Source organism: Rhodococcus sp. BS-15 (assembly GCF_000813105.1).
Classification (GTDB): domain Bacteria; phylum Actinomycetota; class Actinomycetes; order Mycobacteriales; family Mycobacteriaceae; genus Rhodococcoides.
On record NZ_BAOX01000118.1, the window covers coordinates 1 to 13,564 of the forward strand.

At 65.1% G+C, this 13,564-nt stretch carries 13 protein-coding genes and 1 pseudogene; 7 read left to right on the forward strand and 7 right to left on the reverse strand.

All coding sequences use genetic code 11. The annotated features are described in order from the left end of the window. From RHBS_RS14660 to RHBS_RS14675, 4 genes are all read right to left on the reverse strand, one after another. Nucleotides 1-900 (reverse strand): hydroxymethylglutaryl-CoA lyase (locus RHBS_RS14660; RefSeq protein WP_145977521.1); only part of this gene is annotated, 900 nt, incomplete at its 3' end. After that, a complete protein-coding gene (locus RHBS_RS14665; RefSeq protein WP_128645909.1) occupies nucleotides 901-2,109 on the reverse strand; it encodes a CaiB/BaiF CoA-transferase family protein in 1,209 nt (402 codons plus the stop codon). It abuts the gene before it with no gap. A 31-nt stretch (nucleotides 2,110-2,140) separates the two neighbouring features. Next, the gene (locus RHBS_RS14670; protein WP_128645915.1) at nucleotides 2,141-3,532 is read right to left on the reverse strand and encodes a GntP family permease; all 1,392 of its coding nucleotides are present in this window, start codon (nucleotides 3,530-3,532) and stop codon (nucleotides 2,141-2,143) included. Between the two features lie 149 nt (nucleotides 3,533-3,681). Continuing rightward, nucleotides 3,682-4,242 (reverse strand): molybdenum cofactor biosysynthesis protein, encoded by a 561-nt coding sequence (locus tag RHBS_RS14675; RefSeq protein ID WP_128645910.1) that lies wholly within the window; start codon nucleotides 4,240-4,242, stop codon nucleotides 3,682-3,684. 74 nt (nucleotides 4,243-4,316) lie between these two features. Here RHBS_RS14675 and RHBS_RS14680 point away from each other — a divergent pair, with 74 nt between their 5' ends. After that, the gene (locus RHBS_RS14680) at nucleotides 4,317-5,861 is read left to right on the forward strand and encodes a carboxylesterase/lipase family protein (RefSeq protein WP_128645911.1); all 1,545 of its coding nucleotides are present in this window, start codon (nucleotides 4,317-4,319) and stop codon (nucleotides 5,859-5,861) included. Here RHBS_RS14680 and RHBS_RS14685 read toward each other — a convergent pair. Next, on the reverse strand, nucleotides 5,854-6,720 hold the full coding sequence (locus tag RHBS_RS14685; protein WP_128645912.1) for an Fpg/Nei family DNA glycosylase: 867 nt from the start codon (nucleotides 6,718-6,720) through the stop codon (nucleotides 5,854-5,856). The genes RHBS_RS14680 and RHBS_RS14685 overlap by 8 nt on opposite strands. A gap of 29 nt (nucleotides 6,721-6,749) precedes the next feature. On the opposite strand from RHBS_RS14685, the gene RHBS_RS14690 reads away from it, so the two are divergent. Genes RHBS_RS14690 through RHBS_RS14700 form a run of 3 tightly spaced genes read left to right on the forward strand, consistent with a single transcriptional unit; the run spans nucleotide 6,750 to nucleotide 8,437 of the window. Beyond that, the gene (locus RHBS_RS14690; protein WP_121872631.1) at nucleotides 6,750-7,550 is read left to right on the forward strand and encodes a thymidylate synthase; all 801 of its coding nucleotides are present in this window, start codon (nucleotides 6,750-6,752) and stop codon (nucleotides 7,548-7,550) included. Beyond that, the gene (locus tag RHBS_RS14695) at nucleotides 7,547-8,056 is read left to right on the forward strand and encodes a dihydrofolate reductase (protein ID WP_272913861.1); all 510 of its coding nucleotides are present in this window, start codon (nucleotides 7,547-7,549) and stop codon (nucleotides 8,054-8,056) included. Before RHBS_RS14690 ends, RHBS_RS14695 begins: the two co-directional genes overlap by 4 nt. A 54-nt stretch (nucleotides 8,057-8,110) precedes the next feature. Next, complete coding sequence (locus tag RHBS_RS14700) at nucleotides 8,111-8,437, forward strand: cupin domain-containing protein (protein WP_032395790.1); 327 nt, start codon at nucleotides 8,111-8,113, stop codon at nucleotides 8,435-8,437. On the opposite strand, the gene RHBS_RS14705 is transcribed toward RHBS_RS14700, so the two are convergent. Together RHBS_RS14705 and RHBS_RS14710 are read right to left on the reverse strand one after the other, a co-directional pair. Then, nucleotides 8,430-9,290: a universal stress protein gene (locus RHBS_RS14705; RefSeq protein WP_128645914.1), complete on the reverse strand. Its 861-nt coding sequence runs from the start codon at nucleotides 9,288-9,290 to the stop codon at nucleotides 8,430-8,432. The genes RHBS_RS14700 and RHBS_RS14705 overlap by 8 nt on opposite strands. Nucleotides 9,291-9,442: 152 nt before the next feature. Continuing rightward, a complete protein-coding gene (locus RHBS_RS14710) occupies nucleotides 9,443-10,348 on the reverse strand; it encodes an acyl-ACP desaturase (protein WP_121870700.1) in 906 nt (301 codons plus the stop codon). Nucleotides 10,349-10,683: 335 nt separating this feature from the next. Between RHBS_RS14710 and RHBS_RS14715 the strand changes: the two are divergent. From RHBS_RS14715 to RHBS_RS14725, 3 genes and pseudogenes are all read left to right on the forward strand, one after another. Continuing rightward, nucleotides 10,684-11,915, forward strand: a pseudogene (locus RHBS_RS14715) (PucR family transcriptional regulator). Nucleotides 11,916-11,999: 84 nt separating this feature from the next. Then, nucleotides 12,000-12,701: an ABC transporter ATP-binding protein gene (locus RHBS_RS14720; protein ID WP_121872633.1), complete on the forward strand. Its 702-nt coding sequence runs from the start codon at nucleotides 12,000-12,002 to the stop codon at nucleotides 12,699-12,701. Then, on the forward strand, nucleotides 12,698-13,564 hold an 867-nt coding region (locus RHBS_RS14725), incomplete at its 3' end, for an ABC transporter permease (RefSeq protein ID WP_237669235.1). The genes RHBS_RS14720 and RHBS_RS14725, both read left to right, overlap by 4 nt.

A 13,564-nucleotide genomic window follows, 5' to 3' on the forward strand; every position in this document is an offset into this window, starting at 1 on the left:
CCCCCTGGATCGTGCACCCTGAACGGTTTTCGATCGCATGGGCTCGCCCAGTTCGGTGAGCAGTTCCTCGGACAGGTCCACCATGGTCGCCAATGTTTTCGGCTCGAACCAGTCCGGCCGTGTGGCGAAGAGGATGTCCTCCGACGACGTGTTGCCGCTGGCCCCCGGAGCGAACGGGCAACCGCCGAGTCCGCCGAGAGAACCGTCGACCATCGTTGCTCCGGCAGAGATCGCGGCGAGAGTGTTCGCGACGCCCAGGCCCCAGGTGTCGTGACCGTGGAACACCACTCTACGATCGGGGGTTTCCGCGCGGACCCGTGAGATCAGCGACGAGACCTGCACCGGCACTGCCTGCCCGAGGGTGTCACAGATGACGATATCCGTTGCACCGGTTGCTCGTTCGTCGTTGGCGATCTCGATGACCCGGTCCGGCGGCACCTGCCCCTCGAACGGGCAGGTGAAGGAGGTGGCGATGCAGAGCTCTATCTCACCGCCCACCGATCGAGTGATGTCGACGGCGTCGGGCATCGCAGCCAGCGACACCTCGGTGGTACGGCCGATGTTGGCCTGATTGTGCGAGTCCGACGCGGAGAAGCAGTACTGGAAATTGCGGGCCCCGGCGGCAGCGGCCTTCTCGACGTGACGGGGAGTGGCGACCCACACCCAGCATCGTGCGAGTTCGGCGGCGGTGAGCTCACCGATCACCTCGAGGGTGTTGGCCATCGGGGGCACCTTGTCGCCCCGCGCCATCGATCCGATTTCGAGTGAAGGCACGCCGAGTTCGATGAGGGCCCTGATGATCTCGAGCTTTCGTTCGGTGGAGAGCATCTTGCCGGTGAGCTGCAGGCCGTCGCGCATCGTGACGTCGCGAAGCTCTGCGGCGGGAGCGAATCGGTACATCTAGAGGCCCATCTCTTCGTCGGTGCGGCCGAGCAGAGTCGACAGTACTTCCCTGGTGTGTTCGCCGAGATCCGGTCCGACCGAACGAATCGGCAGGGACGCGTCACCGATCACCGGGACGACGCCGACGAAGCCGACGTCGGTGGGCTCGTTGCCTCCGGTGTCGACCGGGAAGTGCTGAATCATGTTGCGGGCGGCGTACTGCTCGTCGGCGACGATGTCCGCCGCGGTGTAGATCGGACCCGACGGCACCCCGGCGGCGTCGAGAATCTTCAAAGCCTGCTCGCGAGAATGCAATCCGGTCCAGGCCGAGATGGCGGCGTCGAGCTCGTCGCGTCGACGCCACCGACCGGCGTTGGACGCCAGATCCGGATCTGCTCCCAGATCGGGACGATCGATGGTCTCCATGTAGCGCTGGAAGATCGCGTCGCCGTTGCCGGCGATGATGATCGAATGACCGTCGTTGCACGGGTAGGCGTTCGAGGGTGCGATGCCTTCCATCCGGCCGCCCGTGCGCTCGCGTTCGACACCGTAGGCGAGGTAATCCGGAATCAGCGATTCCATCATCGACAGAATCGATTCGTTCAGCGCCACATCGATGGAACGCTGTGCCAGCGACAAGTCCGGTGCCTGGGCCGCCCGCTGGGTCTGCCGTTGAAACAGGGCCATGACGCAACCGAACGCCGCGTACAGCCCGGCGATGGAGTCCCCGATCGATACCCCTACCCGGACGGGCGGCCGATCCGGATCACCCACGAGATTGCGGAAGCCGCCGTATGCCTCTGCGACAGCGGCGAAGCCGGGTCGCTGCGACATAGGGCCCGTCTGGCCGAAGGCCGAGATACGCGTGATGATCAATTCGGGATTGGCAGCGGAGAGCACCTCCGGCGAGATACCCCATTTCTCCAGCGTGCCGGGCCGGAAGTTCTCGAGCACGATGTCGCATTTCGCTGCGAGCTCGACGACGTCCTTACGACCCTGCTCGGTGCGCAGGTCCAGCACGATCGACTTCTTGTTCCGGTTGATCGTGCGGTAGAGCATCGACGTGGTGCCGGAGTACAGCCGCCAGTTCCGCAGTTCGTCGCCGGTTCCGGGCCGTTCGACCTTGATGACTTCGGCACCGAAGTCGGCGAGCATGCGCGCCGCAGTAGGGGCGGCGATGTAGTTGCCGAGCTCGAGAACTCGAACTCCGCTGAGCGGCATTGCCATCGTGTTCCTTTCGATACTCCCAGAATCAGGCTCACAGGATCCAGCTCATCGGCACGATCAACGCGATGGCGATGACCGATGCCACCGAGACGCCCACCGAGCACGTCTTGAGTGTGCCCCGGGTCGACTGACCCATCAAGGACTGCAGCAGCCAGAACGTGTTGCTGGTGACGTGCACGGCGAATAGCGATCCGGCACCGGCAGCAAGCGCGATGAACACCGGGTCGAGACCGATCAGCGGAGCGACCGGGGCGAGGATGCCGGCCGAGGTGATGGCGGAGATCGTCACCGATCCGACGGCGATGTGCAGCGCGGCAGCGATGACCCACACCATCAGTAGCGGCGCTGCGGTGCTGGCCGTGAAGTACTGGCCGAGGATGTCGCCGAGACCTGCCTCGTTGATGACGGCCGCGAGCGATCCGCCGACACCGGTGAGGATCAGGATCTGACCGCTCTCGGCGAAGCCACGGGCGAGAGCTTTCTCCACCCGAGCCTGACCGACGTGGTAGCGACCGATGAGGCACGTCCCCACCAGGCCGATGAGGAGCGCGATGACCGGGCTGGCGATGAATTCGACTACGGGAACCGATATTTCGGCGACTTCGAGAACGGCACCGATCGCGATGAGGACGAGCGCGAGCAGCAGCGGCGAGAGCAACACCAGCAGCGACGTCTGCTTCTCGGTGCGCACCTTCTGGGCTACACCACCTCCGGTTTCGAGGTGCTCGTCGTCGGAATCGGCAGGCTCCGGGACCACAGGCTGCTCGACTGCGGTGATCTGCTGCTCGTCCTTCTCCTCGTTCCACCATCCGTGTCGGAACACGAACGACATGATGGCGACCGACAGGACGACGACGGGCACGATCAGGATCAGTCCGTAGATCATCATCTTGCCCAGCGGCACCCCGAGCAGTCCGGCCAGCGCGAGCGTCGCGACACCGGGGACCATGAACACGATGCCGCATTCGAGCGCGATCGCCAGCGCCGTGGCCATCCGTGCGGTGCCGTACTTGCCGATCTTGGGTGCGAGGTTGCGTGCGAGCGGGGCGGAGATCACCAACAGCACGTCGAGGAAGATGGACTGCAGCAGAGTCGCGATGGTCAGCGACAGTGCGTACGGGAGCCGTTTGGGACCGAAGGTTCTGAGCAACGTGCCGACCAGACGCTGAATGGCACTCATCTCCTGCAGCACCGAACCCATCAGAACACCGAACGCGATGAGCAGGCCGACCTCGGCCATGATCTCACCGAATCCGCCGGTGATCGTATCGACGGTGGTCGAAACTCCCAGCTTCGTCGCCAGTCCCAGGTACGCGGCCCCGAGTACCAGCGAGATCACCGGGTTGAAGTGAAAACGAACGATGAAGACCACCACCGCCAGCACGGCGACGACGGTGTTGATCACGATCCACATGTCGGACATCGGCAGTTCTTTCCGATCGAGAGTGACCGACGCCATCGCGTGCGGCTCGGTGTGATCCGTCACACCAATACCCACATTATGGGCACATATTTGCTTCGTGAGCAAGAAGGCGGGCGGCGAAGAACCCCGACAGTCGAGGGAAGGCCAGGTCAGATCGGCTGAGCGCGCCTGACCGACAGCGCGGCCCGCGAGGCGTCGAGTTCGACGGGCGAGCGGACCATGAGTTCCCCGACCCGCAGGATTCCGTCGGACAGTGGTTCGACCCGCAGTCCGCCGCGACCGATCAGGGCCTTACGTGCGCCGTCGACCACCATGCGGTCCATCCACGCGCACGGATGGGCCGGTCGGCCACCACGGAACCGAATCCAGCCGTCGCCGGAGTCGAGCTCGAATTCCAGACCTCGCAGCGGGTCGAGTTCGAATCCGCGCACGACGACGTTGCGCCTGGCCACCGACGGATCGGGCACTTCGACGCCGAGCACATCTCCTACCGCCTCCCATGCCTCCACGGCAAGAAAGCTCACCGCCGCTTCCGTGTGCGCCTTCACCCCGAAAAACCGATCTCCACGGATGCCTTTGTGTGCCGCGATCTCGACGCTGGTCGGCAGGTCGGTCGCCACCTCGGCAGGGCCGTCCTTGGATCTACCGAAGTAGGCGTGGGTGGGCGAGCGCAGCAGCTGCACGATCTCGGCGCGGTACTCGAAAGGCATGCACTCGAGTCTGCCCGGTGCCGATCTCCGCCGGTTCTTACCCACGGGTAAGAACCCATCAGTACACTCGCGACATGGCTGTGACGACGCGCGTGACCACCTCCGACGGCATCATCGAGGGGAAGCCGGTGGGCGACCTCACCACCTGGCGTGGCATTCCCTACGCCGCCCCGCCCGTCGGACCGCTTCGGTTCCGAGCGCCCCAACCCACCGAACCGTGGTCGGGCGTGCGCGACGCCACCGAGTGGGGTAACGCCTCCGTTCAGCACAAGCGGGGCACGATGCTCGCGATCGGCAAGTACCAACCGTCGAGCGAGGACTGCCTGACGCTCAACGTGCTGGCCCCGAGCACACCGAGCGCGAGTCCGCGTCCGGTCATGGTGTTCATTCACGGTGGTGCCTACACCCTCGGCACCTCGGCCACTCCCCTGTACGGCGGCGGTTCCCTGGTGCGCCGCTCGCTGAAGGACGGCGACGGCATCATCTACGTCTCGGTCAACTACCGACTCGGCGCTCTGGGCTACCTCGACATGTCCCAGTTCTCCACTCCCGAGCGGCCGTTCGACTCCAACCTGGGGTTGCGAGATCAGGTTGCGGCCCTGGAATGGGTGCAGCGCAACATCGCGAACTTCGGTGGCGATCCGAACAACGTCACCATCTTCGGCGAATCCGCCGGCGGCAATGCCGTCACTACTCTCATGACGGTTCCCACTGCGAAAGGTCTTTTCGCTCAGGCCATTTCCGAGAGCTCGGCCCCCGGCATGACCGCCACCAAGGAACGTGCCGATCAGTGGGCACGCGAGTACGTCGGCTACCTCGGCGGCACCGCCGAGAACGCTGCCGAGACCCTCGAGAACGCCGAGGTACTACGGCTCGGACGGGCAGGCACCAAGCTGGGACTCACCACGTTGCACCGCACTCCCGGCCTGCTTCCGTTCGGCCCGGTGATCGACGGGGACTTCCTCCCGGTCAGCCCGGTCGAGGCCTACGCGAACGGAACCGCGCACCGCGTCCCACTGATCATCGGCACCAATGCCCGTGAGGGAACGCTGTTTCCGAAGTTCCTCGACGCACTGCCCACCAACCCCGAGCGCATCACCAAGCTGTTCTCACTCACCGATCCCGACGCCGAAGCGGTGGTCACTTCAGGCTACCGGGGCTACCCCAGTGAGCGGGCAGCCATCGACTTCGGTGGCGACTTCACCTTCTGGAAGCCGTCTCTCGAAGTGGCCGAAGGGCATTCGCGTCATGCGCCCACGTACTTCTACCGTTTCGACTTCGCTCCACGGTCGCTGAAGGTGCTCGGCTTCGACGCCACCCACGGCTTCGAGCTGTTCGCCGTGTTCGGCATCAACGCGACCCTCTTCGGCAAGGCGCTCACACTGACCGGCGGACGGAAGGCATTCGCCGAGGTCACCGAACAGGTGCAGTCCAACTGGATTGCGTTCGCCACCAACGGAAAGCCGTTGGAGTCGTGGCCGGCGTACGACGAGGACTCGCGTCGAACATTGATCTTCGACACCCGCACCCGGGTACAGAAGGACCCGCGCAGCGACCGGCGCAAGGCGTGGGAAGGCTACCGAGGCTACGACAGCCAGAAGCTCGAACCCGTCACTTGAGCAGTCGCGACATGCGACGGTCGGCGAGAATCTTGCCGGCCGTCTGGCACGTCGAGCAGTACTGAAAAGAGCGATCGACGTAGGCGACTTCGCGTACCGGGTCGCCGCACACCGGGCAAGGAAGTCCGGTTCTGGCGTGCACGCGCATCCCCGATCGCTTCTCCCCCTTCAGACGCGCCGCATCCTGCCCGGCCGAGCGATCCACCGCGTCGGCCAGGACCGAGCGCATCGCAGCATAGAGCGCGCCGACGGATGCGGGGTCGAGCTTGCTCGACGACGCGAAGGGCGAGAGCTTCGCGACGTGGAGTATCTCGTCCGAGTAGGCATTGCCGATGCCGGCCAACAGCGACTGGTCCACCAACGAGGTCTTCAGTCGCGCGGTGGTGCCGGCGAGAATCTCGGCGAATTCGAGTTCGGTGACCGTCAGGGCGTCGGGTCCGAGCCGGGCGATACTCGCGACCTGTTGCGGGTCGCGCACCACCCATACCGCCAGCCGCTTCTTGGTGCCCGCTTCGGTGAGATCGACGGCGGGCGTCGCTCCCTCGGGGGTGAAGAAGTGGATTCGCAGCGCCAGGGGTCCTTTGCCCGGCTTCGGCGGTGCGACGCTGGGGTTGTCCACCCACCGCAGCCATCCTCCGCGGGAGAGATGGGTGATCAGCCAGAGGTCACCGGCCCGGAGCGCCAGGTGCTTTCCGAAGCGGGCGGCATCGGTGACGTCCTTGCCCTGCAGCTCGGTGATCGGCGGATCGAACGTCTTGAGAACGCTCAGCGCGGCGATGTCGATTCGACCGATCACGGCACCGACGGCATGCTCGCGCAGAAAGCCGGCAAGGGCTTCCACCTCGGGTAATTCCGGCATGTGTCCAGTATGCAGCTACGATGACCGTCGTGATGGTTCCGACTCCGTACGAAGATCTGCTACGCCGCATCCTCGATACCGGGACGGCGAAATCCGACCGCACGGGAACCGGCACCACCAGCGCGTTCGGGCATCAGATGCGCTTCGATCTGGCAGCGGGCTTCCCGTTGATCACCACCAAGAAGGTCCATCTCAAGTCCATCGTCTACGAGTTGCTGTGGTTCCTGCGCGGGGACTCGAACGCCACGTGGCTGCAGGAGCACGGCGTGAGCATCTGGGACGAGTGGGCTGCTCCGGACGGCGAGCTCGGCCCCGTCTACGGCGTGCAGTGGCGGTCGTGGCCCACCCCGTCGGGCGAGCACATCGATCAGATCAGCCAGGTCATCGAGACCCTGAAGACCGATCCGGATTCGCGGCGGATGATCGTCTCGGCCTGGAACGTCGGCGAGATCCCGCGGATGGCGTTGCCGCCGTGCCACGCGTTCTTCCAGTTCTACGTGGCCGACGGCAAGCTCTCGTGCCAGCTCTACCAGCGCAGTGCAGACATGTTTCTCGGTGTGCCGTTCAACATCGCCAGCTACGCGCTGCTCACGCACATGGTGGCGGCGCAGACCGGCCTCGAGGTCGGCGAGTTCGTCTGGACCGGCGGCGATTGCCACATCTACGACAACCACCGCGATCAGGTCACCGAGCAGCTCTCGCGCGAGGCGTACCCCTACCCCACTCTGAAACTGGCGCAACGGGATTCGATCTTCGACTACACCTACGAGGACATCGAGATCGTGGACTACCAGCACCACCCGGCGATCAAGGCACCGGTAGCGGTGTGAGTGCACCGCACTTCGTGGGTCTGATCTGGGCCCAGACCACCGCGGGCGTCATCGGGGACGCCGGGTCCATCCCATGGCACATCCCCGAGGACATGGCGCACTTCAAGTCGAAGACGGCCGAGCATCCGGTGATCATGGGCCGTAAGACATGGGACTCACTGCCTGCAAAGTTCCGTCCGCTGCCGGGCCGTCGCAACATCGTGGTCACCCGCAACTCATCGTGGACCGCTGACGGTGCCGAGAACGCACCGAGTGTTTCCGACGCCGTGGCCCTGGTGGGCGAGAGCGCGGTGTGGATCATGGGGGGCGGCGAAATCTATCGCAGTGCAATGGATATCGCGACCCACCTGGAGGTGACGGAGGTCGCCCTCGACGTCGAGGGCGATACGAGGGCTCCCGAGATTCCAGACGGCTGGGTCGGGACGGCAGGCGAGTGGCAGAGCAGCCGGGTCGACGGAACCCGATTCCGTTGGGTCGAGTACGGAAAGCCTACCCAACCTTCTTGAGCGCGTTCAGGATTCCCCCGTCGCGACTGCGAGCGGTGCGTCATACTGACGATCATGGACAAGAAGTCACTCACCGCCCTTGCCCGCCAACAGCTCAAGCTTGCAGTCGGCGCGTCGAGTGGCCGCAGTTCGCAGACGGTGTACGGCGGTCACCGACGCCACCTGCGACAGACGGTCGTGGCACTCGCCGCCGGCAACAAGTTGGCCGAACACGACCTCTCCGGCGAGTCGACCGTCCTGGTTCTCAGCGGCAAGCTCGAACTGATCTCCGGTGAGCGCTCCTGGAAGGGCTCGACCGGCGACCTTCTCGTCATCCCCGACGCCCGCCACAGCGTCGAGGCCCTCGAAGACGTGAGCTTCCTGCTGACCGTCGCTATGTGAGCGCTTTCCGCACGACCAGCACCGGGCAGTCCGCGGTGTTGACGAGCGCGAAACTCGTGGAGCCCAACAGCATTCCACCGAATCCGCCGCGCCCCCGGTTGCCCACCACGATCAACGCTGCGGTTTCGGACAATCCACTCAGAACCCGTACCGGACGGTCCTGAGCGACGACGCGCTGCACTTCGACGTCGGGGAACCGCTCCTGCCAACCGGCGAGGCTCTCTGCCAGCAGAGCCTCCTCACCGTCTGCGATGGCCTGCCAGTCCTTGGGCGCACGGCCGAACGACTGGGTCAGATCGACATCGGACCACACGTGCACCGCGATCAACACGGCGTCACGGGCCGACGCTTCGACGAACGCCCACTCGACCGCAGCCTGGTTGACGTCCGAGCCGTCGATACCGACGACGACCGGCCCCTCGGCGACCGGGCGACCGTCGATGTCACGGCCTCGCACCACCGCGACCGGAGAGACGCTGTGCGCAGCCAACGAGAGTGTGACAGCGCCGGTTTCGCTGGCCCCGATCACCAGGATCTCGGCCTGTGCCGAGACGCCGATGAGAACGTCCATCACACCGCCCTCGACGGCACTCGAGGTCACCTCGAAGGCGGAATCGTCGACGACCAGGGCCGCCAGAGTTTCGGCCGCCACCAATCTGGATTTGGCCGTGGCCACGAATTCGGTTGCTTCGCCCGCGAATTCGCTCAGGTCGACCACCCCTGGCATGTCGACGGCAGTCACGATGTGCAATCGCCGATCGCGTCGGTGAGCACAGAGCGCCGCCCAGATCACGGCCTGGTCCGCTGCGGCGGATCCGTCGATGCCGACGATGATCGGTCGAGAGCCTGTCACGTTTCGGGCCTCCGGTCGTTGCGCGAGAACCAGGCCTCGGGCGTATGACGAATAGGGGTTCAGGCTAGTCGATGGGTCCCGCCGAAGCGCCTCTTCGATTCGAATCGAACCGAAGAGGCGCCGGTCCCACGGACCCCCCGGGGTATGTGGTGTCAGCTGGCGCGCAAGGCGTTTGCGTACTCCTGGCTTCGCGTGCGGCTGAGCTCGGTGGCGGTGTCCTGGGCGTCGAGATGATCGAGATAGTCGGCCAGTTGGTCGCGGCTGCGGGCTCCGGCACCGAGATCGGTGCGCTCGAAGATGCGCCACTGCGCCAACAGGGGACGCAGGACCTCATCGAGGTGGCGACGTAGATCGTAGATTCCGTCCCGCGAGATGAGCATGGCGCTGCGAGCGAACCCCGGCAGGTTGGTGCCCGGCAGCTGGAAGTTCATGACGACCTCGGTGATCGCCGTGACGGTGAGCGACGGTGCAACCTCCAGCGCCGCAGCGACCAGGTCGGAAAAGAAGCGGACGTGCAGGTCCTGATCGGCGACGATGCGTCCGAGCAGGCGATCGGCGACCGGATCGTGGCACTGAACGGCGGTGTTGCGGTGGCAGATACTCGAGACCGACTCGTCGAGGGCGACCTGAGCCAGCGACCGGAGCAGGTGTGCTCCGTTCATCGGGGCGTCGAAACCCACCGTCATGCACTGCGCTCGTGCGCGACCGAGGGCGATCGGATCGACGCTGCGGGTGGCCACCAGGTAGTCGGTGACAGCCACTGCGTGCCGGGTTCGTTCGGCGCTCCACTCCGTGAGCCACGACGGCCAGACCCCGATCTCGGAGATGGCAGTATCCCGCCGGTACAGCGGAATGTTCTGTTCGACAAGCAGAGTGGTCACCAATGCTGCCTTGGCGGCTTCGGTCAAGGTCGAGGGACGCGAACCCCAGTACATCTCGGCCCGAACGAAGTCGGCCGGTTCCCACTGCACGGCGTCGGCGCGGTGGCGAACGAGATTCGCCTCGATGGTCGGCAACAGCTCTCGCAGAACCGCGAACTGCCCGATATCACTGCGCATGCCCGCCCCTTCGACGCCCGTCCACCCACTCCGACCGAGATCAACGTAGATCCGCCGTCCTCCCGTCGTGAACCGCTTGACGATTGTTTAGGGCAAGTCGCAAGCGCTCGAGGCGCGCGCTCGAGATAGGTCACAACGAGTTTTGCCGAAATGGTGGATCACGCGTTGATAACAACCTATGATCGACCCTGTTAGAGGCCAGGAAACAAACTTGAAGTACGAAAACGCCGCGGTTTCGTCGGGGATTGCATACATTGAGCCGTGGAAGCGCATGGATACGCGCGAGTAAGTTTGCTCTCCGAAGACCTGAAGAACCCAACACGAAGGGTTGATCTGTGACCGTTCACAACTCGACTAGCCTCGGAATCATGGTCGCGGGTCAGCCTGCGTCGGCTCCTCTTCGCGACTTCCGCGCGGTGGCGCGGCTCCTCGTGGGGCACTTCGCCGCCAACACCCCCTGCGGGTCATTGCCGGGCGAGCAGCTCCACGGCGACGTCACCGAATTCACCGTCAAGTGCATCAGTATCGCCGTGCAGATGCTCGACGAACGGCGTGCTCCGGCCGAGTCCGACCTGGCCGAACTTCGCGCCAAGGCCAGCCAGTGGGCCCGCGAAGGTGTGCCCCTCGAGTCCGTCCTCAGCGTCTACCACGAGGGCATCCAGATCGGCTGGAATCTCGTGTCCAAGAGGGCAGGTGAGGGCGACGCCGCTCAACTGATCGAGGCCGCGCGGATGTTCGTGCTGCTGTCGGAGAAGGTCTCCATCGCGGCCAGCAAGAGCTACGTCGAGGAACTCCAAGCGGTGGCCAGTGAGCACCACACGGCAGCGCACACCCTGGTGACCTCGCTGCTCAGCGGCCACAACGCGGTCTCGATGGCCCGTCAATCCGGCATCGAACTCGCCGACAGCTACCTCGTACTCGCCATCTCGGTGCCGCCGCACCCCGACGAGAACGACCCCAACATCCAGAAGACCGTCGCCGCCCGCAGAAAGCTGCGCCGCGTCCAGGCCGAGCTGGCCACGATCTGCGGTCGCACTCCCCTGTCTCTGCTCAGCACCGAGGGAGGCACCGTGCTCATTCCCGGCAACCACGACGACGAATGGGTCGAGGCCCTGGTGCATCGCATCGGTACCGCCGCCGAGGTTCCCGTCACCGTCACCGCCGAGCAGGCCGCTACTTCCGATATCCCCACCGCAGCCGATCAGGTACACGAACTGCTGTCGTTGGCGCACCAGTTGCACCGCCCGTCCGGCCTGTACCGCATGGACGACCTGGTGCTCGAGTACCAGCTCACGCGTCCCGGCCCCGGCCGTCGCCACCTGACCCAGATCCTCGAGCCCCTCGACTCGTCACCGGAGCTGCTCGAGACCCTCGAGATCCACATCTCGCACGATCTGAACCGTCAGCGGTCCGCTCGCCAGCTCCATCTGCACACCAACACCGTCGACTACCGCCTCAAGCGATCGCTCAGCTGACCGGGTTCGACCCCACCCGTCCCTCGGGAATCCGACACCTGCAGGCCGCTCTGGTGGCCCGACGGCTCGAATCCTCGCGCGGCGCAGCGTGATCTGAGAACTCCGACCGGTTTCTCGACCCGACGGCAGGTAGCGTCAAAAGTATTCGAGGAGCAGGGGATCGTTGCATGGCGAAGTTGAAGCTCGAGCTGTCCGGTGTGGTCAAGGAGTACCCCACCGGCGAGCAACCGGTACGCGCGTTGGACGGTATCGATCTCACGATCGAGGGTGGCCAGTTCGTCTCGCTCGTCGCGCCGTCCGGTGCTGGTAAGTCGACGCTGCTGCACATGCTCGGCGCACTCGACACGCCCACGTCGGGTTCCATCCGGTTCGACGACGTCGAGGTCACCACCCTCGACGACAACGCCCAATCCGATTTCCGACGCCACCAGGTGGGGTTCGTCTTCCAGTTCTTCAACCTGCTGCCGACGATGTCCGCGTGGGAGAACGTGGCCGTTCCCAAGCTGCTCGACGGCACGCCCATCAAGAAGGCCAAGTCCGACGCGATGCGTCTGCTCGACATGGTCGGACTCTCGAACCGATCCGAGCACCGTCCGGCACAGTTGTCCGGCGGTCAGATCCAGCGCATCGCGATCGCCCGGGCGTTGATGATGGATCCGGCGCTGCTGATCGCCGACGAACCGACCGGCAATCTCGATTCGAAGACCTCCCACAACGTCCTCGAGATCCTCGCCGACGTAGCGCACGCCAGCGATGGGCGTCGAGCAGTGGTGATGGCGACCCACGACCTCGAGGCGGCACGGTCCACCGATCGCATCGTCAGCATGATCGACGGTCGCGTCGAGACCGACACCCCGACGGCCGGCCTCGATCGGTGATAGGTACCGCGCTCAGCAGATTTCGAGTCATCAGCCTCCGCGACCTCCGCATGCACTGGGTGCGTTCGCTGGTCTCGGCCGGCGTCGTCGCCGTCGCGGCCGGGTTGCTCATCGCCGTCCTCGGCACGTACGGATCCTTGACCGGATCCGTCGAGCGTCTCGCGGTGTCGATCGCCGGTAACGCGAACTACGAGGTCGTCGGTGTCACCGGCTCGGGCTTCGATGAGAGCGAACTCGACGCCGTTCGTGCTGTTCCCGGCGTCGAGACGGCGGTTCCACTGCTGCGCAGCACCGTTCGGTCCGACGTCGGTGACCTGACGATTCTCGGTGTCGACTCGTCGATCGCGGCACTGCAATCCGATCTGGAAGGCGCAGTCGGCAACGCGGCCGGATTGCTCACCGATCCGGCCGGAGTATTGGTCGGAGCTGCAACGGGTCTGACGCAGGGCGACACCGTCACCATCGACGATGTCCCGACGGCGGTGGTCGGCGTGGTCGACGGCCCGGGTACGCAACGCATCGGCGGGGGCATGTTCGCCGTCGCGCTCATCCCGACGGCTCAGACGCTCACCGACCGCCCCGATCAGCTCGATTCGATCTTCGTGCTCGGTAGCGGCGATACCCTGCGCACCGACCTGGACGCCGCATTGGCGGGCCGGGTGTCGGTGATGAATCCGGACTTCCGGGCCGACCGCGCGAACCAGGCCATGAGCCTGACTCGCAATGCGACACTGATGGTCTCGCTCATCGCGTTCGTCGTCGCGGCGTTCCTCGTCTTCAACGTCATGAACATGGCTATCGCGAAGCGTCGACCCACCATCTCTCTGCTCCGGGCAGTCGGTGGCCGCCGCGGCGATATCGTC

What these genes read in the sequence shown, in the direction of transcription:
- RHBS_RS14680 (WP_128645911.1), top strand. Translation starts at nt 4,317, where the DNA reads ATGGCTGTGACGACGCGCGTGACCACCTCCGACGGCATCATCGAGGGG.
- RHBS_RS14685 (WP_128645912.1), bottom strand. Translation starts at nt 6,720, where the DNA reads ATGCCGGAATTACCCGAGGTGGAAGCCCTTGCCGGCTTTCTGCGCGAG.
- RHBS_RS14665 (WP_128645909.1), bottom strand. Translation starts at nt 2,109, where the DNA reads ATGGCAATGCCGCTCAGCGGAGTTCGAGTTCTCGAGCTCGGCAACTAC.
- RHBS_RS14710 (WP_121870700.1), bottom strand. Translation starts at nt 10,348, where the DNA reads ATGCGCAGTGATATCGGGCAGTTCGCGGTTCTGCGAGAGCTGTTGCCG.
- RHBS_RS14675 (WP_128645910.1), bottom strand. Translation starts at nt 4,242, where the DNA reads ATGCCTTTCGAGTACCGCGCCGAGATCGTGCAGCTGCTGCGCTCGCCC.
- RHBS_RS14700 (WP_032395790.1), top strand. Translation starts at nt 8,111, where the DNA reads ATGGACAAGAAGTCACTCACCGCCCTTGCCCGCCAACAGCTCAAGCTT.
- RHBS_RS14670 (WP_128645915.1), bottom strand. Translation starts at nt 3,532, where the DNA reads ATGTCCGACATGTGGATCGTGATCAACACCGTCGTCGCCGTGCTGGCG.